The organism is Chitinophaga barathri (assembly GCF_003807585.1).
Lineage (GTDB): Bacteria > Bacteroidota > Bacteroidia > Chitinophagales > Chitinophagaceae > Chitinophaga > Chitinophaga barathri.
Window position 1 is genome coordinate 59,912 of sequence record NZ_RMBX01000004.1, and the last position, 20,911, is coordinate 80,822.

A 20,911-nucleotide genomic window follows, 5' to 3' on the forward strand; every position below is an offset into this window, starting at 1 on the left:
ATTTTATGCATGTTAAGCCTAATATTGATTATATAAATTTTATTATAATATATTTAAAGTATGCCTAAAGCCGCTTTATCTTTAATCGGGGCAGGGCCGGGAGACCCGGAAATGATCACCCTGAAAGCCATTCGCATCCTCGGTACCGCCGATGTAGTATTGTATGATGCGCTCGTGAACCCTCAATTGCTGGAATACGCTCCAAAAAATGCTGTTCTGCAATTCGTGGGTAAACGTTTTGGCTGCCATTCCCTCTCGCAGGACGAGATCAATGAACTGATTATCAGCTCCGCGCGTCAATATGGCCATGTGGTGAGGCTGAAAGGCGGCGATCCGTTCGTATTCGGCCGGGCAGTGGAAGAAATCGAAGCGGCTTCCCGGGCAGGCATACCGGTGAGCGTGGTGCCCGGTATTTCAAGCGCACTATCCGTACCGGCCATGCAGATGATCCCGCTTACCAGCCGCGGCGTGGCGGAAAGTTTTTGGGTGACCACCGGCACCACCCGCAGCGGGGATATCTCCGGGGACGTACACCTGGCTGCCCAATCCACCGCCACCGTGGTGATCCTGATGGCCATGAGCCGCATTGGCGGTATCATGGATATTTTCAAAGAAGCAGGCAAAGCGGACATGCCGGTGGCTGTGATCCAGGATGGTACTACGGACAAAGAGCGCATCGTGACCGGCACCGTTTCGGATATTGCGGCGGTGACGGCTGCGCATGGCATTGAAAATCCTGCTATTATTGTGATCGGGGAAGTGGTGAAATGGCGGGAACAGTTGGCAGGCATTATTGCCAACGCGGAAAGTCAGTATATATATGAAGAAAGATAAACAAGGCTGCGATACGCAAACCTGCATGGTATGCCGCTTGTGCATGAAAGAATGGCTGCCCGCCGTGGAAGCCGGCAGCCAGCATTTTACCTACCGGAAAGGGCAGGAGCTGTTCAAAGAAGGCGACGCCGTGGAAGGCATTTTTTTTATTTACAAAGGCAGTGTGAAAGTGCATAAACACTGGGATGGGGAAAAAGAACTGATCATCCGCTTCGCAAAAAAAGGGGATATCGTGGGTCATCGCGGCATCGGTACGGAGGCCGTGTATCCTGTTACTGCCACTGCTTTGGAGCAGGTGACGGTTTGTTATTTTGATATAACCTTCTGGGAGGCTTCGCTGAAAGTGAACCACCAGTTGTTATACGAACTGATGCTTTTCTACGCCAGGGAATTACAGGAGTCGGAAAGGAAAATGCGTAACCTGGCCCACATGCCAGTGAAAGGAAGGATCGCGCAGGCGCTTCTTTCGCTGGAGAAAAAATTCGGGCGGAACGAAAACGGGTTTATTGATTTCGCCTTATCCCGCCAGGACCTTGCGTCTTATATCGGCGCTACTTATGAAACCACGTTCAGGATGCTCCAGGAGATGATCCAGGAACATCTCATCGTGATGTCCGGCAAGGAGATTGCCGTGGCGGACGAAACGAAGCTCCTACGTTTGTGTGAGCTGCCGGCAAACAAGTGATGAATTACATCGATGTAGCCGCGAATTATAACAACCATTTCATTTTTTTTCAGATATTGCCGCCGTTAATAAAAATTCCACGGGGCCGGAAGGCCCGATGCTAAACTCTTTGCACATGTCAATGGAACAAACAATGCGTTGGTTCGGACCCAACGATCCTGTCAGCTTATGGGACATCCGGCAGGCAGGCTGCTCAGGCGTTGTTACGGCTCTTCATCACATTCCCCCCGGTGAAATCTGGACCGTCACGGAGATCAACCGCCGCAAAGCTATGATAGAATCCGCCGGTATGCGCTGGTCCGTCGTGGAAAGCCTGCCGGTGCATGAAGACATCAAACGGCAAACCGGGGACTTTGCCCGCTTCATCGAAAATTACAAAACCAGCCTTCAGAACCTTGCCAGGTGCGGCATTACCGTTATCACGTACAACTTCATGCCGGTGATGGACTGGATGCGGACGGACATTGCTTATGTAATGCCCGATGGCAGCCGCGCTTTGTATTACGAACGGAATGCGTTCATCGCATTTGACCTGTACCTGCTCAAAAGGCCCGGTGCTGAAAAAGATTATACCGCTGAAGAAATTGAAGCGGCAGAGGATCGGCTGAATGAAATGAGCGATACTAAAAAAGAAACACTTTTTCACAACGCATTGCTGGGCCTGCCCGGCAGCGACGACCGGTTTACACCCGAAGCGGTACTGGCGGCGCTCAACAAATATGCCCATATCGATGCTGATAAACTCCGGGAACATTTGTTCCACTTCCTCCGCGAAGTAGTGCCAGTTGCGGAATCCCTGGGCCTGAGCCTCGCCATCCACCCGGACGATCCGCCGTATCCTTTGCTGGGACTGCCCCGCATCGTGAGCACGGAAGCGGATCTGGAGCAGATACTGCAAGCCGCTCCTTCGCCGGCGAATGGGTTGTGTTATTGCACCGGCTCGCTGGGCGTGCGCGCGGACAACGATCTGCCCGGCATCATCCGCCGCCATGGTGACCGAATCCATTTCATTCACCTCCGCAATATCCGCCGCGATGAAAACGGTAATTTCTACGAAGCGGACCACCTCGATGGTAATGTGGACATGTACGCCGTAGTGTCCGAGCTGACCGAGTTGATGCGGCGAAGAAACATTTCCCTGCCCATGCGCCCCGATCACGGTCACCAGATGCTGGATGACCTGCAGAAACAAACGTACCCCGGATACAGCGCCATCGGGCGTTTGAAGGGGTTGGCGGAGATACGCGGGCTGGAGTACGGCATACTGCGGCAACCGCGTTAACTATACATGAATCAATTAATTCTATGTTTCAAAGCCGGAATTTCTGCTGATCTTTGCGGAAATCTGACCGGCTTTGAAACGTTCGACCTACTTTTTCCTGATCCTCATACTCGGAAGCCTTACTGCCCTCGGCCCTTTTACGATAGACATGTATCTGCCCGGCTTCCGCGCCATTGCTGAAGATCTCCATACGGATGTATCCAGCGTAGGCCTCACTTTATCCAGTTATTTTATCGGCATCTCAGCGGGCCAGCTGCTATACGGCCCGCTGCTGGACAAATACGGCCGTAAAAAGCCGCTTTACCTTGGCCTGCTGCTGTACATCCTGGCTTCCATCGGCTGTGTGGTGACACAGAATATCGATCATTTTATCGTGCTGCGTTTTTTCCAGGCCATCGGCAGTTGCGCTGCTACAGTAGCTTCCATGGCTATGGTGCGCGACCTGTTCCCGGTGAGTGAGAACGCGAAAGTGTTTTCCCTGCTGATGCTGGTAGTGGGCGCATCGCCGATGATCGCTCCTACGGTGGGCGGTTATGTGACCAGCTCCGTTGGCTGGCACGCGGTGTTTATCATTCTCACGGTAATGGGTATACTGATGTTGCTGGCAACCATCTTCTGGCTGCCCAACAGTTTTAAACCGGATACTTCACTTTCGCTAAAGCCCGGCCCTATCATCCGTAATTTCTGGAAGGTGGCCATGGAGCCGCAGTTTTACACGTATACACTCACCGGGGCTATTGCTTTCTCGGCTTTGTTCGCTTATGTATCCGCTTCTCCCAAGGTATTTATGGATGTGTATCATGTGAACGATAAAACGTACGGGTGGATATTTGCTGCTCTGTCTGTAGGTTTTATCGGTTCCAGCCAGGTGAATACCTTGTTGCTGAGGAAGTTCACCAGCGTACAGATATTGCCGGTGGCGCTGGCAGTCCAGTCTGTGGTGGGTTTGTTTTTTGTGTTGGGTGCTATGAACGGCTGGCTGGGCCTTTGGGCTACGCTGGTGTTATTGTTTGTACTGCTGTGCTGCCTTGGTTTTGTAAACCCTAACACTGCCGCGCTGGCGCTGGCGCCGTTTGAAAGGAACGCGGGCAGCGCTTCTTCTCTGCTGGGTGCTTTGCAGATGGGCGTCGGGGCACTGGCTTCGGTGTTCGTAAGCCTCGATGAAACGAACAGCGCTTTGCCGCTAGCTTTGGTGATGACGGCGGCGGCTGTTATTGCATTGGGCGTATTGCTGGTATGCCGGAGGGCTATCGGCCGCGTGAAACCTGCTGAAGCGGCCTGAGCCCGTTTCACAGGAAGATTACGGCGTCCTGACATCTATCCTCAACTGGTGTGTGTTAATGGGCTGGGCGCAGTGGCGACCGGAACGTACGGCAAGCGCCATCGGGAAAAACACCTAATCCTCCGCTTCAAACTCCTCCGCGCACAGCTGGCCGTTGCACGAACCAGCCGCGGTATGTCCACCCGCCGCGGCTACGGATACCTGGTGCAGTCTTTCATGGCTCACATCTCCCGCTGCAAATACGCCGGGCACGGTGGTTTCATGCATCGGGTTGATGATGACAGCGCCCGTCTCGCCCAACTGGCAGCCTAATTGTTTTGCGATTTCATTCCTGAATTCCAGTGCTTCCCCACGGTAATACGCCGCCGTTTTCTGAATGGAAGTGCCGTCTGCAAAAGAAATGCGGATGCCGTTGTTTTCTTTCTGTATAGATGCCAGCGGGGTTTCTATGATGGAGAATCCTTTGCGTTGTAACTTTTCTGTTTGTTCTATGCTGAGGATAGAAGGGCCGTTGGTCAGGAAGGTAATGTTCTTGTTGAGCCGCGATACGATCTGCGCGAAATGCCATGCGGCATCGCCGTTTGCAATGATCGCCACAGGTTCGCCTTTCACTTCCCAGCCGTGGCAGTACGGGCAGTGGAACACAGCTTCGCCCCAAAGCTGCTGCATGCCTGTTACAGGAGGCAATACGTCTTTTACACCGGTGGTGATGATGATCTTTTTAACCTGTATATGCTCGCCGGTAGCGGTAGTAAGCAGGAAACCGCCGTTGTTTTTTTCGGCGGAAGCAACGGTAATTGAATGCAGTTCCACGGAAGGGTATGGTTTCAGCTGTTCCCTGGCGATGCGCAGGAGTTCCGCGGGTGGTTCGCCATCGCGGGTGAAGAAGTTGTGCGCGTGCGCGGCGGGTTTGTTGCGCGGCGCGCCATTATCAAATACGATCGTACGCCTGGCAAAACGGCCCAGCGTAAGGGCTGCCGCCAGTCCTGCGGATGAGCCGCCGATGATGGCTACTTCATATGCTGTATTCATCGGGTAAAGGTAGGCCGATGAGACTTCTGATATCTTGTGCAGATAAAGGGAAGAGTTGCACTTTTCCCGGATTGCCTAAGATCAGGATATGTGTTCTTTCCTGATCCCCAGTTTTTTCATCTTCGAATTAAGCGTGGTAGGCGGCACATTCAGCAGTTCCGCCGCTCCGCCCATGCCCCAGATGCGCCCGTTGCATTTTTTGAGTACGGATACTATATGGTCCCGCTCGTTTTCATGAATGGTTTTAATACGTTCTTCGCCCGTGGGTTCCGCGCCTGCACCTTTGCGTTGCAACGAAGGAATGGCGACTTCTTCAATAACATTGCCGCGCGCCAGCAGGATGCTCCGTTCTACCAGGTGTTCCAGTTCCCTGATATTGCCCGGCCAGTTGTATTCCATCATGATACGGAGCGCTTTGTCTGAAAGGCCTGTGATGCGTTTGCCGGTTTTGCGGTTGAAGTATTGCAGGAAGTGGGAGACGAGCGCCGGGATGTCTTCTTTTCTTTCCCGCAACGGCGGAATGGTGATGGGAAATACATTAAGCCGGTAATACAGATCAAGCCGGAAGCGGCCTTCGGCTACTTCTTTTTCCAGGTTCCGGTTGGTGGCCGCAATGATGCGGATATTGATGCGGATGGGCGCACGGCTGCCGATGCGCTCCACTTCTTTTTCCTGCAGCACGCGTAACAATTTCGCCTGTAGCTCTACCGGCATTTCGCCGATCTCGTCCAGGAATACAGTGCCCTCATGAGCCTGTTCGAACTTCCCGATACGCCTGTCTGAAGCGCCGGTGAATGCGCCTTTTTCATGACCGAACAATTCCGATTCGATCAGTGTGGCGGGAAGTGCGGCGCAGTTCACTTTGATGAGCGGTTTGTGTTTCCTGGGAGACAGCTGGTGGATGCAATCCGCGATCCTTTCCTTGCCGGTGCCGCTTTCGCCAAGGATGAGGATGGAGGTGTCCAGCGGCGCTACCTGTGTGATATTGTCGAATACATTTAATAAAAGATGGCTGCTGCCGATGATGTCTCCAAAGCCGGGGGAATGGGCGGCGGGCCGTAAAGGAGTGATCACGGCGGGATCGGCGGATGGGAAGTGGGTAAGATGCTCCACTACCTGCGTGAGCGCGGGAGCAAGCCGGTCGAATAAAGCGATATGGCCCGCATTGTACGCGTCGGGGCGGCGGGAATAAAAATGAAAATAAAAATGATCGCCGTTGCTGAGCGGCACGGGATATACCATATGGCTCGCCATCTTAAAACTTTCAGCCACGAGCCTGTGCAGGCCCGGTGTTTTCGCCAGCCGGCCGAAATGCTCTTCATTGTAAAATACCGCATTGACAGTTTTTTCCATGCCGGCGTGGAGCAGGTTGAGCACAGGTTCCTGTAAGCCCGTGATCGTTGCCAGTTCGCGCAGGCCGATCTGCTGGTATTCATCAAAACCGATCCGCAGGAAATCTTTGCCATGTATGGTGGTGCCGTCTTTGAGGCGCATGACCGCGGAAAAATATTCGAAAGGAATAAAGGCCTGCAATGCAATGGCGGTTTGCAGTAGCTTCTGGTCGCGGCTTACGAGGCTTTCCCTGATCATGTCCAGCCGTTTGTACAGCATGGATTCTTTCCGCAGGCTCGATTCCAGGCTGTTTTCGTGCCGGTAACGGGCTATCTCCAGCGTGACGAGCAGGTCTTTTTCACGGAAGGGTTTTACCAGGAAGCCATAGGGCTGGGTGGCTTTTGCGGCTGCCAGTACGTCCTGGCTGGAGTTTGCGCTCAGGTATACGAACGCGATATGTTCTTCACGCAGCTGCCGGGCGAGGTCTATACCGGTATGTTTTCCCTTGAGGAATATGTCCAGCAGTACGAGGCCGGGTTTTTCCTTTTCGATCAGTTCCACCGCCTGTGGTACGGAGCGGGCAATTCCGCATACTGTATAACCGGCTTTTTCAAGCATCAGCCGGAGGTCGTGAGCTTCTACGAACTGATCTTCCACGATCAGTACTTTGTCATTCATACTGGAGATTTTCTGGTGTTGAAAAAGTTAAAAGAGGATTAGGATCGTCTTCATAATCAAAGGCGACTGAAATATGCGTGCCCTGCCTGCCGTGAAGGCTGAAATGCCCGCCGAGGTCTTCGCTGAGGCCCTGCATGAGGCTCATGCCAAGCGAGCTGCTTTTCAGGTGATCGAAATCGGGAGGTAGCCCCACGCCATCGTCCGCAATAGTGAGCACTGCGCATCCACCCGCTTGTCTTTCGAGTTTTACGCTGATGGCGCCGTCCCTTTTTTGCGGGAAGGCGTATTTGATGCTGTTGGTAATAGCCTCGTTCAGGATGAGGCCCAGGGGCACGGCACGCGATACGTCCATTTTGATATTGGCCACCTGGAGGTCGAAGCGGATGTTCTGCGAAGTGTCGAAACAATCCATGAGATATTCCGCCAGTTCGTGGATGTATTGCGGCATGTCTATCATCGCCACGTCATCTGTCTGGTACAGTTTTTTATGAATGAGGGAGATGGCCTGCACGCGGTGCTGGCTGTCCCGTATCGCACCGAGGGCGGCGTCCTGCAGGTAGGCGCTCTGGCTGTTCAGCAGGCTCATCACGATTTGCAGGTTGTTTTTCACGCGGTGGTGGATCTCTTTCAGCAGCCATTCCTTTTCGCTTACAAGATGTTGCAGCGATACGTTCTGCTGGTTGATCTCTTTTTGCTTTGCTTCCAGTCTTTTATTGCTGCGTCTTTTCATCTGGTAGCTGTAATACAGCAGCCCCAGGATCACGAGCAGCAGGCCGACGCCGCCGTATGTCGCTTTGCGGTGTATTTTTTCCTGGGCCAGCATCCGTTCCTGGCTTTCCTGGAGTTCTTTTTGTTTGGCCAGCAGTTGAATGTTCAGTTTCAGCTCCTGGTCCTTCCGGTCGGCTTCTGTCTCTATCTGTTTGCGTTTCAGCAATGCCTGCTCCAGTTGTGATTTGTCCAGGATGCCCTGGCGGGTGAGCAGCAGGATGTCCTGTTCCTTCAGCAGGATGTCTTTTTCTTTCAGCACCAGGTCCTGGTCCTTTTTTTCCGTTTCGTACTGGATCTGCAGTTCATGTATCTGGCGGCTGGTAAGGCTGTTGAAGATAGAATCGTTGAAGGATTTGTATTGCTGGTAATGCTGAATGGCAGAAAGCAGGTCCCCGCGGGCGGAATCTGAGCGGAAGAGCAGCAAGTGCACGTCTTTGGCGGAAGCTACGGAAGCAATGTCCGCCGTATACCGCAGCGATTTTTTCAGATGATAATCCGCCCGCATGAATTCGCCTCTTTCGAGATAAAATTTCCCGATGTTGTAATGCATTTCAGTATATACTTTATCGGACATCCTTATCCTTTCGGCATTAGAAGCATTTTCGAGAAAATATTTTTCGGCAAGATCATACCGGCCCAAGGTGTTGTAGCATATAGCAAGGGCATTGTGCATGCTGGCCTTTGAATAAAAGGTTTGCGGCGGGAATTGCCTGAACATCTGCAATAGGAGCGCCAGTGCTTCTTTTGCCTTCCCGTTTTTAACCATTTCCTGCGCCAGTTTGCTCTGGATGATATAGTCAAAGTCCGCTGGCGGATGATGATCCACGGCATCCAACGCATGCTGGTACCATACAATACTTTTGGCAGGCTGGCCCAGGTTGGCATAAATGTCACCGACTTTTTCATAGAGCGAGTGGATGTTTTCGGGGTTTTTGCCGCCTTCCTGCAAGCGGATGCTTTTGAGCGAATGTTCCAGCGCCATGTTCAGGCTGCCACGGCTCCGGTAAATGATGCTCAGGTAATTGTGCAATCTGAAAGCAATAGGGTTTTCCGGGTCGGGGTATTTTTGTTGTAAGTCCAGCAGTATTTTTTCCGCCGGCTCAGGCCGGCCGTCATCCATCAGGTAATACGCGTGGTACAGTGTGGCATTTATCTCGAGTATTTTATCTTTTGAAAGAATGGCCAGCTTGGCGCTTTGCAGGTAGGCGTTGGCAATAGTGCCCAGGTTCACGCGCTGGCGGCGTACGGTGTTGCCAATGGAGTACCAGGCGAGCGCCTGGCCATGGTTGTCATTCCTGTTCCGAAGATCGGTGATCACCTTCCCGAAGATGGCGAGCCCTTCGGCCAGATTGCCCATCATCAAAGCAGCACGTCCCATTTCCAGCCGGGCGGCGTGCCGGCACGAATCCTGCGGGAGGTACTCCGCTATAGCTGCCGCTTCGGCGAAATATACACTTGCGACCTGCAACCGTCCCAGGTCGTATGCGGGGAAATCGCTCAGGTATTCGCGGCCCAGCGCCATTAGTTTCTGATATCTCTCCATACCCGGCAATCCGCGTACCTGTTTGTCGGTATATTCCTTTTTCATGTCCAGCGCTTTCAGGATGCGGGTGCAGGCCTCTATGCCTTCTTTATGCTGTTGGGCCTGGTAAATAACCAAAGCTTCCATAGTGGAACGGTATGCGCTGTCCGGCCAGCCCTGCTGAAGATAATAACCGCTCAGTTTGTTGAGTATCTCCGCTTTCCAGTCGCCGCTGATCTCCGGCAGCAGCAGGCTGGCTTCTGTAAATTGTTTGGCTTTGCAATGAATGCAGGCCAGCATGTAAAGATTTTTTTCGAGCGGTTCCTTTAGGTTCAGCTGCCTGGCCACAATGATAGCCTGCCGTGTATAATGAAAGGCGGAATCCAGATCCGTTTGTTCCGCTCCGGGCCTTGTATAATAAACATAACCGAGCGTGTGCAGGGCATGTGCTTTGGCAGCGCCTTCCAGTACCTGGAGATGGGCGTTGGCGCCGGTCAGGGTGCCGCCTTCAAAATAGGCTCTGGTAACAATGTTGCTGGCGTCTTCATAATCCTCCCGGAACCCGTTCTTTTTGGCGATGGCCATAGCCTGCCTGCCATACAGTATTGCACTGTCCAGGTCGTAGCCGAATTCTCCCGGCTTGTATACATAATGAAAAGCAGTATTGATCAGCAGTACCACCTGGCTGGAAGGAGGAAGGCCCGGTATCAATTGAATGGCGCGGCGTACGTCTCCTCTCTCCAGGTAAAGATTGCCGGTTATCGCGCGGCATCGGAGCGCATCTTCTGTGCGGCCCAGCCTGATACTGAGTGCCTCGGCAGCAGTGATAAAATACGCTGCGCTGTCCAGGTCCCGCGGGTTTTCATCAGGCAGATAGAGATAATGGCGGGCCAGTTCTTCCAGCAACTGGATACGCGTACTGTCTTCAGCGGTCAGCGCCAGTTTTTTTCGCATTTCCGCAGGCCCCTGGGAGGAGGCGGTGAGGAAAGACAGGATAAAGAGTACTGTGATCAGCCAGGCGCGCCACATATAGGGTGATTTTGGTTTTTAAACGGGCATAAAGCGGGCCATTTACCGGGCAAACCGCTTGCCGCGTACACACACCCGCGTGAAGTGCTTCAATGTCAACAGAACCGGATTGCTGGTGATGATGGGGCCGGGGATCAAAATGATCTGCCGGTTGTAAATCTACTACTTTATTTCGTTGCGCGGATAGTTGCCGCAACGGCATATCGTTGCTACCAGGGAAAGAACCCCCTTTAAATGACTGGCATCTAGGTAATTACAGGAATGGCACCTGTTTGGAATTGAACAGCGAAAGCAGCAACATGAAAACGATCGTATTCCTGACGGGGGCATTCGTCAGCAGCCATTGCTGGGATCCCTGGCGGGCCTTTTTTGAACAAAAGGGATATCATTGTATCGCCCCGCCCTGGCCGCACAAAGATGCACCCGCACTGGTGCTGCGCAGCAGGCAGCCGGATGCGGCCGTTGCGTCCATAAGGCTGGCAGACCTGGTGAATTATTTTACCGACTTTATCACCCAACTGCCCGAAAAACCAATATTGATCGGGCATTCGCTGGGTGGGCTGCTGGTGCAACTGCTTTTGCAGAAAGACCTGGCGGTGGCGGGCGTGGCCATTCATTCGGTGCCACCCGCCGGCGTGATATCTTTTAAATGGTCCTTTCTCCGCTCTACCTGGGGGCCGCTGGGTTTTTTTACTTCCGCTTCCGAATCTTTTATGATGAGTTTCCCGCAATGGCAATATGCTTTCGCCAATGGTATGCCGCTGGCGGAGCAAAAGGCCGGGTATGAAAAATTTGCGATCCCCGAGTCCAAACGTGCGCTGCGGGACGGGCTCACCAGCGTGGCGAAAGTGGATTACAAAAGGCCGCATGCCCCGCTGCTGTTCCTGGCCGGTAGTACCGACCATATCTTGCCCGCTTCACTCAACTATTCCAACTTTAAAAAATACGCAGGGTATCCATCCGTAACGGATTATAAGCTGTTTGAAAACAGGAATCATTTTGTGCTGGGCCAGCCCTCGTGGATCGAAGATGCGAATTTTATTGCGCAGTGGCTGGGCAGGCATGTATAGGTTATCTCATTGACAGTGCGTCAGTTGTGATTAATAACATCATCCGCACGGGTATTCATCTTCCGGTTTTTTTCAGCTAATTTTGGCCGGGCCTGGTATTTGCCGGGCAAGGAGCATATGGTAACCAGGAAAGGGAAGCATCTCAAGCGTTGGCAGGTCTTTTTATGGTCTTTTAAAGACGCCTTTACGGAATTGCAGGCAAACGACCCGCTGCGTATGGCGGGCGCCACGGCATTTTTTACGACGTTCGCTTTGCCGGCTATCCTTGTTATCCTTCTCCAGGCCCTTCGCCTGCTTTTTGAACCGCGCGTTATTTCCCGCCAGTTATTTGATCAGCTGATAGAGATCATCGGCCCGGAAGTGACCCACGAAGTGATCGAAACCCTGAAAGCGTTCAGGGGCATCGCGCAAAACTGGCTGATCGCCATTTCGGGTTTTGTATTCCTTTTATTTGTAGCCACAACGTTGCTGAAGGTGATGACCAGCTCCGTGAACCAGCTGTGGCGGATAAGGCCTATTGCCGCGGGCAATTTCAGGCACATTATGCTGAGCCGCCTGCGCGGCGTGGCGCTCATCCTGTGCACGGGCGTATTGTTTGTATTGGGCATCGTGGCGGATTCCGCGCAGGGTTTTATCGGGAAATATGTAACGTTGTATGCGCCCGGCATCGAGATGTATTACAATGGTGTGCTGCGTTATGGCATCTCCGTTGTGACGGTCACGCTGTGGTTTGCCCTGGTATTTTTCCTGCTGCCGGACGGGCGCCCGCGCTGGAAGATATTGTTCACCGGGGCGCTGGTGACCAGCATATTGTTTAATATCGGCAAACTGATCCTGCGCTGGCTGCTTACCTATAGTAATATCAACAGCATCTACGGCACTTCCGCGTCCATTGTGCTGCTGTTATTGTTTGTGTTTTATGTGGCATTGATATTTTATTACGGCGCGTCCTTCGCCAATGTATGGGCCAATGCGAATGATAAACCCATCCAGCCGCTGCACTACGCCATCAAATACCAGCTCACCGATGTGGAGCCGGAGGATGATGAAACATAAACTTTTTACTGCCCTGCTTTTTTCCTTTCCTTTTGTACGTCTGTTGCGGAGACGCTGTCCGCCTGGTTGTACCATGCGCCACGGATATAACTCACCACCGAAGCAATGTCTTCATCAGGCATAAATGCAAACCCCGGCATCTGCTCGCCGGTGTTCTTTTTACTTCCTTTTAATATGAGCTGTAACAATGCAGCCGCATCGCCGGTTACCACCGGGCTTTTATCCAGTTTGGGGAAGGAGCCCTTAATGCCCCTGCCGTCCGGCTTGTGGCAGGCTTCACAATAGCTGGCGTACAGCATTGCGCCTTTGGCGAGCGAGGCAGTGTTCAGGTTGGCCGATTGGGGCAATACGGGCAAGTTACCTGCCGACGGGATAGGGGAGAGCCGGATGATCTTATCGTCATGTTCTTTCGGGAAACCCTTGCCGGGGTTCCAGTCGCGGTTGCTGGTGGCGAGGTAAATATCGCCGGAGGGCGATACGCACAGATCGCGGAGGCGGCCGAAAATGCCGCTGAGATAAACGGTTTCGCCTAATACGGAATCCTGTGTTTCGTTCAGCCGGATCACGCGCAGGCTGGCGTTTTTGAGGGTGACCATCAGGAGGGAGTTCCTCCATTCAGGTATCTTACCGGACAGGTAGTGATCGATGCCTGCTGGCGCGATGGTGGGCGTCCAGGAAAAAACCGGGGGTATAAACGCGAAGGTGTCCGCATAGGCTTTTTCTTTCGGCCGGTCCGCATATCCTTCTATATGCGGCCAGGCGTAGTAGCCTGTTTGACGGATCAGGTTCAGTTCATCGTCTGTAGCGTCGCCATGTTCCGATGCAAAAAAATGCCCGTTTGATGTAAATGCAAGACCCTGGATATTGCGGTGGCCGCGGCTCCACAGGAGTTTCCCGGGATAAGGATTGTCCGCGGGCACGGAGCCGTCCGTATTCATGCGTAATATTTTCCCGTTCAGCGAAGCGGTATCGGGTGCATTAGGATAACGGGCGGCATCGCCGGTAGCGAGCATTACTTTCCCATCCGGCGCGATGGTGACGCGGGAGCCGTTGTGCCCTGTATTGCCGGGGAATTCCAGCAGCAGCAGCGGGTCTTTTAAAGTGTCTTTGGTGCGGGTATACCGTACCAGTTTTGATACGATGGTGGAATTTTTTTTGAGATGGGTATAATCGACGAATACGTAAGGTTCGGTGGGGTGAAGCGCCATGCCCAGCAGGCCGAGGGAACGCTGGCGGTATACTTCGGGGATGACAAGCATCACTTTACGCTCGCCTGTTTCGGGCATTACTGCGCTGATAGTGCCGCTTTGTTCGGTGAACCAGATGCGGTCATCGGGGCCCCAGTATATTTCCCAGGGGACGTTGAGGTCCTGTATGACGGTGCTCACGCCCAGTGTGGTAGAGTCCAGTACCAGCGCACTTTCGGGCGGCTGGCTAAAGGAGGTGTGTGTACCCTGGCGGCAGGCGCTTCCCGCGGTGAGGCATAGGAGCAGGAGCAAAATGGGCCATGATGTTTTCATACAGTGAAATTATTTTCAGGTAAAAGAAGCGGTATATTTGATGTGGTTACCCGGTTTTCGGGTACGTTACCGAAAAATAGTGATATTTCTGTGAAGTTGTATGTGGGGAGGTGTTTTTTGTGCGCATGGTTTAGTTGGCAGGGCGCGTGGGAAAAAACAAAGACAGGAAGGGGAGAAAAGAAAATCACAGGCCAATAGCGAAGGGTTGGCGGAAAGAGAAGATGGCAATTGGGAGGCGCTAGGGGAAAGGTGGAATATAGGGGGAAGCGATGGGGAGAAGAGGGAGGGGAAAGAAAGCGTGAGCAGGTGGGAAATAGAGGGAACCCGGGTAATTCCCGGGGCATACCCGGACTTACCCTGGACTTTACTTGGACTTACCCCGGACTTACCTTGGACTTAGAACAGGGGAAAATGGCTTTTTTCTAACGTTTAGGGGTTATACGTTGCTTCCTGGTACAGCAAAACAGATTAACGTATATTTATAATATGCAAAACCCGGAATATGATGCGGTAGTGGTAGGCTCAGGGCCGAACGGCCTTGCAGCGGCTATTACCATTCAGCAGCAGGGCCTGAAAGTATTGCTGGTCGAAGGCAAATCCACCATCGGCGGCGGACTGCGCAGCGCTGAGCTTACGCTTCCCGGTTTCCTGCACGACATCTGTTCCGCTGTCCATCCGTTGGCCGCCGGCTCGCCGTTCTTTAAAACCCTGCCGCTGGCGGATCATGGCCTGCAATTCCTGTATCCTTCCCTTGCCGCCGCGCATCCTTTCGAAGGCGGCCATGCAGCCGTACTCAGCAAAAATCTGGCCGTTACGCTCGATTCCCTGGGCAAAGATGCAGCAGCTTACCGCTCTCTGATAGAACCGCTTTTGGAATATTGGCCTTTAATCGTAAATGACGTTTTAGGCCCCTTGCACTTTCCTTCGCATCCTTTGAAAATGGCGCAGTTCGGGCTGAAGGCATTACAACCCCTCACCACCCTGGTACGGCGTTTCAAAGATCCCTTTGCCAGGGGCCTGCTCGCAGGCATGGGCGCTCACGCCATACAGCCGTTGGAGAATACCGCCACCGCTGCAATTGCCCTCGTGCTTTCCATTACCGGGCACCTCCAGGGCTGGCCTGTGCCGCAAGGCGGCTCGCAGCAGATCGCAAATGCGCTGGCCGGGTACTTCACATCTCTCGGTGGCCGGATCGTAACGGATACGCACATCAGCCGCCTGGAACAATTGCCTTCGCACCGGGCCCTGCTGTTGGACGTAACGCCCAAACAGCTGTTGGAGATCGCCGGGCACCGCTTTTCTTCCTTCTACAAATGGCAGCTGGAGAAATACCGCTATGGCATGGGCGTGTTTAAAATTGACTGGGCTTTGTCCGCGCCCATTCCCTTCACCGCCGCGGCCTGCCGGGAAGCGGGCACGGTACACATCGGCAATACGATCGGGGAGATCACACAGGCGGAGCGGCAAACAGCCGCCGGCCATCACCCGGACCGGCCTTTTGTGCTGCTTGCACAACAAAGCCTCATGGACCCTTCGCGCGCGCCGGAAGGCAAACATACTGCCTGGGCCTATTGCCATGTGCCCAACGGCTCAAAAAAAGACATGACGGCCGCCATCGAAGGCCAGGTGGAGAGATTTGCCCCGGGCTTCAGGAATACGATCCTGGCAAGGCATACTTTTAACACGGAAGAACTGGAAAATTACAACCCGAATTATATCGGCGGGGATATCAACGGTGGCATTATAGACGTCCGCCAGCTGTTCGCCCGCCCGGCCCTGCGCCGCTCTCCCTACCGTACTTCCGCCAAAGGCATTTACATCTGTTCTTCTTCCACTCCACCCGGCGGCGGCGTGCACGGAATGTGCGGTTTTTATGCCGCAAAGTGTGCGTTATCGGACATTTTTAACGTGAAATTACCCCCTCTTGCCGGTGCTACCCTTTAACGGCCATTCCTCCCCGGTCATTACCATTTGTCAAGTGGATGCAACTTATGGTCAAGCCAGCCGTCTTTGTTGTATAAAACTTTAATTGATCGTCGTACTGAAAGTTAAGTTTGTGAGAAAGTATTCCAGTGCAGCAGAATAGGGATGAACGGGGACAGATTTTGCGCGGCTTCTCCGAACTTTGCTTCCAGACCTCGTCCAATTTCAACTAACTATAGAACCAGCATCGCTTATGAAGACACGCTCCATACTGATCATTTTATTGCTTGCAGCCCTGAACTCTGTCTTCGCGCAAAGCACGGTCAGTGTAAAAATTGCCGACGCTTCCGGCAACCCTCTCCCTTACGCCAGTGTAGCGGTGCGCAAAACCTCGGACAGCAGTCTTGTGAAAGGACAGATGAGCGATGCGGAGGGCAAATGTTTATTTGAAAAGATCGCCGCCGGTTCTTATTTCCTGGAAGTTTCACAAATGGGCTTCACTTCAAAAAAAGGCAGTGCGTTCCAGGTAAAAGACGCCGCCGTGGACCTTAAAACGTTTGCGCTGGAGGCCGCTCCCAAAAGCCTGAAAGGCGTGGAAGTGACCGCGCAGAAACCCTTCATTGAAAGAAGCGAAGGCAAAACCATCATGAACGTGGAAAGCAGCGTGGCGGCCGCGGGCAACACCGTGCTGGACCTGCTGCGCCGTGCACCGGGCATTACCGTGGACAAGGATGAAAACCTCGTTATGAAAGGCAAACAGGGCGTTACCGTGATGCTGGACGGAAAACTCACCTATCTCTCCGCCGAAGCACTCGCCGAGCTGCTCAAAAGCATGACCGCCGAATCCGTTTCACAGATCGAAATCATTACCAGCCCCAGCGCGAAATATGACGCCGCCGGTACCGCCGGTATCATCAATATCAAAACCAAAAAAGGACAGATGACCGGCACCAACGGCACGCTCAACCTGAGCGGGGGCGGTGGCAGGTATATGTTTTTTTCCTCGGGCCTCAGCCTGAACTGGCGCACCAAAAAGTTCAACCTGTTCACCAACCTGAACTGGGCGGACCGCGAGTTTTTCAACACCCGCGAGCTGATCCGCAAAACGCCCGGCGATGTGCCGCTGTATTTCCAGCAGAACGTGTTCCAGAAAGGCCATTTCCTGAACCGCTCCGGCAAAGCCGGCATCGACTGGTACATCAACGACAAACAAACCCTCGGGTTCATGGCGAACGGCTATCGCAATGCCTTCTGGCGCGACGCGCCCAGTGCCACGCAGATATCACGGCAGCAGAACGTCAAAGGGGTGGATTCCATCCTGTACTCTTCCGTAGAGGGCAACAACCGATTCAACAGCATGTCCTACAACCTCAACTATAAGATCAAGCTGGATACCACCGGCTCCGAATTTACCATGGATGCGGATTATATGAAGTTTGACAACGACATGAAAACCTGGCTGGCGGACAGCATCAGGGTGATGCAGGACAATTCCGTGCATGAAAGCAATGCAGTCCGGACGCTGCCGTATACGGAGATCAAAATACGCAGCATCAAGGGCGACCTGGTAAAAACGCTGAACAAAACCAGCAAGATCGAAGCCGGTGTAAAAGGAAGTTTTGTAACCACGCAAAACAACATGCGCTACGACTCCCTGAAGAACGGCGTCTATCAACCCGTTTACGAACAGTACGACGAATTCCTGTACGATGAAAATGTACTGGCGGCTTACCTGATCTACAAAAAACAATTCAAAAAAACAGACTTCGTGATAGGGCTGCGCCTGGAACAGACGATTTCCGACGCTACCAGCAATTCCCTGAAGAGTAATGTAAAAAGGACTTACCTGGACTACTTCCCGAACTTCACGGCGGATCATAAGTTTAACGACAATAACAAACTGGGCATTACGTACAATAAACGTATCAACCGCCCCGGCTACGGTATGCTGAACCCCTTCGTGTTTTTCCTGGACAGGTACACCTTCTTCCGCGGCAACTCCTACCTCACGCCGGAATATATTCATAACACCGAACTGACGTATACCTTCAAAAATAAATACCTCGCCACGCTGGGTTACAGCCGTGTGAATGATACGTACGACGAGTTCCTGATCCTGAACCCGGAAACGAAAGTGACCACCAGCACCAACAAGAACCTGGGCACGCAAAACACCTATTCCCTCAACCTCACCCTGCCTTTCGACCCGGTGAAGTGGTGGAATTCCAGCAACAACGCTTCCGTGTATTACAACAAATACCAGATCCTGGATTCGCTGGGCAATTTCAATACTTCGCAGCTGGCATGGAACTTCAACTCCACTAATACTTTCACACTGCCGAAAGATTATAAGTTCGAGCTGAGCGGCTGGTTTGAAGCGCCGAACGTATACGGTATCTGGCGTTCCAAATCCATGTGGAGCGTGAACTGCGGCGTGCAGAAATCAATACTGAAAAAGAAAGGCACCATAAAAGTGAATGTGAACGACATCTTCGCCTCCCAACGTTTCCGTGGCGTGGCGGAGTTCAACAATATTTACCTGAGCGTGAACAACCGCTGGCAGAACAGGACGCTGAACGTGGCGTTTAGCTATCGCTTCGGCAATACGAAGATCGAAACGAAAGAAAGACAAAGCGGCTCTGCCGATGAGGGCCGCCGCGCAGGCAACTGATTGTCAACTGACCCGTTAAAAACAATAGCCCTCTGCCTGTCAGGCAGGGGGCTTTTTTTTGGGATCGTTCCCAAAACCGATTCTGAAAATAATTTCCGCCTGCCGAATTGAAATTTTCCTATTTTTAGGATGACTACGTTATGCTATAAGTATTCCACATTGCTGTTCCCATGGAACCACTGAACAATGAAACTGAACTGATACAACACGCTGCGGCGGGCGATGCTATGGCATTTGCCGCGCTTTTCAGGTTATACAAAGACAAACTTTACGGCTTCCTTCTGCGCGCCACCGGCTCCCCGGAAATGGCGGAAGATGTTGTGCAGGATATATTCCTGCGCCTCTGGAAACACCGGGAGAAGCTGCCGGAAATTACCCGATTTGATGCGTATATATTCCAGATGGCCCGCAACCAGGTGATCAATTCCCTGAAACGGATGGCCAAGGAAACCCTCATCCTGGACGAGCTGGTCAAAACCGGGGTAGCGGTGCGGATAGACGCGGAAGACCGGCTAAATGTACAGGAGGTGAACAAACACCTGCTTAGCGCCCTCGAAAAACTCACCCCCCGCCAGAAACTGGTATATACCCTCAGCCGCGATAAAGGCCTGAAACACGAAGAAATAGCCCGTTTCCTGGATATTTCCCCTTCCACGGTGAACAACCACCTGATTGAAGCCCTCCGGCTCATCCGGCAGCAGCTCAGCGCCCGGCCGGAAGCCTTTACCATCTTCATCTTCTGCCTCCTGGAAATTTTTTTATAAAAAACCAGGTATACTTTCCTTCCCGATTGTCTATGTAAAAGGGTAAACCACTCAATATGTTGAGAGAACGACTATTGTACCTTATGGAAAGGTACTTTAAAGGCGCTTGCACAGAAGAAGAACGCAAGGAACTGGCGCAATACATCAGCACGGAGCAGGACGAGGACCTGTTGAAAGAAGTGCTGGGCGATACCTGGGACAGCTTCCAGCCGGAGGCGCCGATGCCGGACGCAGTATCCGGCCGGATCCAGGCGGCGCTGCTGAACGCTGAAAAACCCGTGATACAAATGCGCCGGCGCAGGCCCTGGATGGCGGCCGCGGCGGTTGTGCTCGTATTGGTGACGGCCGGTGGGCTCTGGCTGAGTATGCCTAAAAAGGCGGTTGTGTCTGAACAACCGGTGCAAACACTCCAGGCACCGGGCATAGCGCCGGGCGGCAACAAAGCCGTGCTCACCCTGGGAGACGGCTCCGTGATCACGCTGGACAGCTCAGGGAATGGCGTGCTGGCGCAGCAGGGCAATGTAAAAGTGGTGAAACTGGCGAACGGCCAGCTGGCATATGAAGATGGGGGGCAGGGGAAAAACGAGGTATTGTTTAATACCATGCGCACGCCGAGAGGCGGGGAGTACCGCCTTACGCTGCCGGACGGGAGCCGGGTGTGGCTGAATGCCGCATCGTCCATCACTTATCCCACCGCATTTGTGGAAGACGAAAGAAAAGTATCTATTACCGGGGAAGTTTATTTTGAAGTGGCCAAACAGGCCGGCATGCCTTTCCGGGTAAAAGCGGGAGACATGACGGTGGAAGTGCTGGGCACACATTTTAATATCAATGCCTACGCGGAAGAAAAAACGATCAGGACCACCCTGCTGGAAGGCGCGGTGAAAGTGAATACCGTGGGGAAAGAAACATTGCTGAAACCCGGACAGCAGGCCGGTTTGCAGGAAAATGGCATACTGCGTGTAAAAAACGATGTAGATGTAGACGAAGTGATCGCCTGGAAAAAAGGCCTGTTCCAGTTCACCGATGCGGACATGCCCGCCGTGATGCGGCAGCTGGAAAACTGGTATGACGTGAAAGTGATCTATGAAGGCCAGGTGCCGGAAAGGAGCTTTGGCGGCGCTATTCAGCGTTCGTTGCCGCTGGTGCGGGTGTTGAAGATACTGGAGGAGAACGATGTGAAATTCAGACTCGAAGGAAGAAATATATACGTTATGAAATAAAACCGCCCGGTCAGAAAAAAGCCAGAAATGCTGCGAACATCTCTGGCGGACGTCTGGTCAGGATGAATCAGAACAATCGGTAAGACAGCCTAATTATTCAACCAAACAATGCAAATGTATGCAATTTAAACTTATCGCTTTGCGTAAGCGGACGGCTGCTGCCATACCCTGGCAGCCATTGCTCCGGACGGGCGATGCGGCCACCACGGGCCGCCTGCGATCCTCAACCAAAATACTGTT

Annotated in this window: 14 protein-coding genes; 10 read left to right on the forward strand and 4 right to left on the reverse strand. The window is 52.9% G+C overall.

Features of this window, described 5'->3' with window-relative positions; translation table 11 throughout:
• Positions 1–60: 60 nt before the first annotated feature.
• The 4 genes from cobA (at position 61) to EG028_RS08620 (ending at position 4,083) form a co-directional block, all read left to right on the forward strand.
• Positions 61–834: a uroporphyrinogen-III C-methyltransferase gene (cobA, locus tag EG028_RS08605; RefSeq protein ID WP_120516308.1), complete on the forward strand. Its 774-nt coding sequence runs from the start codon at positions 61–63 to the stop codon at positions 832–834.
• Positions 821–1,519: a Crp/Fnr family transcriptional regulator gene (locus EG028_RS08610; protein ID WP_120516307.1), complete on the forward strand. Its 699-nt coding sequence runs from the start codon at positions 821–823 to the stop codon at positions 1,517–1,519. The genes cobA and EG028_RS08610 overlap by 14 nt, the downstream gene beginning before the upstream one ends.
• A 121-nt stretch (positions 1,520–1,640) precedes the next feature.
• Positions 1,641–2,801, forward strand: a complete 1,161-nt coding sequence (gene uxuA, locus EG028_RS08615; protein ID WP_120516306.1) for a mannonate dehydratase — start codon at positions 1,641–1,643, stop codon at positions 2,799–2,801.
• Between the two features lie 73 nt (positions 2,802–2,874).
• Positions 2,875–4,083, forward strand: coding sequence for a multidrug effflux MFS transporter (locus tag EG028_RS08620; protein WP_120516305.1), 1,209 nt, complete (start codon positions 2,875–2,877; stop codon positions 4,081–4,083).
• A gap of 114 nt (positions 4,084–4,197) precedes the next feature.
• On the opposite strand, the gene EG028_RS08625 is transcribed toward EG028_RS08620, so the two are convergent.
• The 3 genes from EG028_RS08625 to EG028_RS08635 all read right to left on the reverse strand — a co-directional run bounded on the left by EG028_RS08625 (position 4,198) and on the right by EG028_RS08635 (position 10,444).
• On the reverse strand, positions 4,198–5,115 hold the full coding sequence (locus EG028_RS08625) for an NAD(P)/FAD-dependent oxidoreductase (RefSeq protein WP_120516304.1): 918 nt from the start codon (positions 5,113–5,115) through the stop codon (positions 4,198–4,200).
• 81 nt (positions 5,116–5,196) lie between these two features.
• Entirely contained in the window at positions 5,197–7,125 is a 1,929-nt protein-coding gene (locus EG028_RS08630; protein ID WP_120516303.1) for a sigma 54-interacting response regulator, read from the reverse strand.
• Positions 7,118–10,444: a histidine kinase dimerization/phosphoacceptor domain -containing protein gene (locus EG028_RS08635; protein WP_120516302.1), complete on the reverse strand. Its 3,327-nt coding sequence runs from the start codon at positions 10,442–10,444 to the stop codon at positions 7,118–7,120. The genes EG028_RS08630 and EG028_RS08635 overlap by 8 nt, the downstream gene beginning before the upstream one ends.
• A 299-nt stretch (positions 10,445–10,743) precedes the next feature.
• On the opposite strand from EG028_RS08635, the gene EG028_RS08640 reads away from it, so the two are divergent.
• On the forward strand, positions 10,744–11,514 hold the full coding sequence (locus EG028_RS08640) for an alpha/beta fold hydrolase (RefSeq protein WP_120516375.1): 771 nt from the start codon (positions 10,744–10,746) through the stop codon (positions 11,512–11,514).
• 117 nt (positions 11,515–11,631) lie between these two features.
• Positions 11,632–12,570, forward strand: a complete 939-nt coding sequence (locus EG028_RS08645) for a YihY/virulence factor BrkB family protein (RefSeq protein WP_120516301.1) — start codon at positions 11,632–11,634, stop codon at positions 12,568–12,570.
• 5 nt (positions 12,571–12,575) lie between these two features.
• Here the strand turns inward: EG028_RS08645 and EG028_RS08650 are convergent, their stop codons facing one another.
• Positions 12,576–14,090: a PQQ-dependent sugar dehydrogenase gene (locus EG028_RS08650; RefSeq protein ID WP_120516300.1), complete on the reverse strand. Its 1,515-nt coding sequence runs from the start codon at positions 14,088–14,090 to the stop codon at positions 12,576–12,578.
• A 486-nt stretch (positions 14,091–14,576) separates the two neighbouring features.
• Here EG028_RS08650 and EG028_RS08655 point away from each other — a divergent pair, with 486 nt between their 5' ends.
• The 4 genes from EG028_RS08655 to EG028_RS08670 all read left to right on the forward strand — a co-directional run bounded on the left by EG028_RS08655 (position 14,577) and on the right by EG028_RS08670 (position 20,671).
• The gene (locus EG028_RS08655; RefSeq protein ID WP_120516298.1) at positions 14,577–16,034 is read left to right on the forward strand and encodes a phytoene desaturase family protein; all 1,458 of its coding nucleotides are present in this window, start codon (positions 14,577–14,579) and stop codon (positions 16,032–16,034) included.
• 232 nt (positions 16,035–16,266) lie between these two features.
• Positions 16,267–18,684: an outer membrane beta-barrel family protein gene (locus EG028_RS08660; protein ID WP_120516297.1), complete on the forward strand. Its 2,418-nt coding sequence runs from the start codon at positions 16,267–16,269 to the stop codon at positions 18,682–18,684.
• 170 nt (positions 18,685–18,854) lie between these two features.
• A complete protein-coding gene (locus EG028_RS08665) occupies positions 18,855–19,448 on the forward strand; it encodes an RNA polymerase sigma factor (RefSeq protein ID WP_120516296.1) in 594 nt (197 codons plus the stop codon).
• Between the two features lie 56 nt (positions 19,449–19,504).
• Positions 19,505–20,671 (forward strand): FecR family protein, encoded by a 1,167-nt coding sequence (locus EG028_RS08670; protein ID WP_120516295.1) that lies wholly within the window; start codon positions 19,505–19,507, stop codon positions 20,669–20,671.
• Positions 20,672–20,911 lie beyond the last annotated feature (240 nt).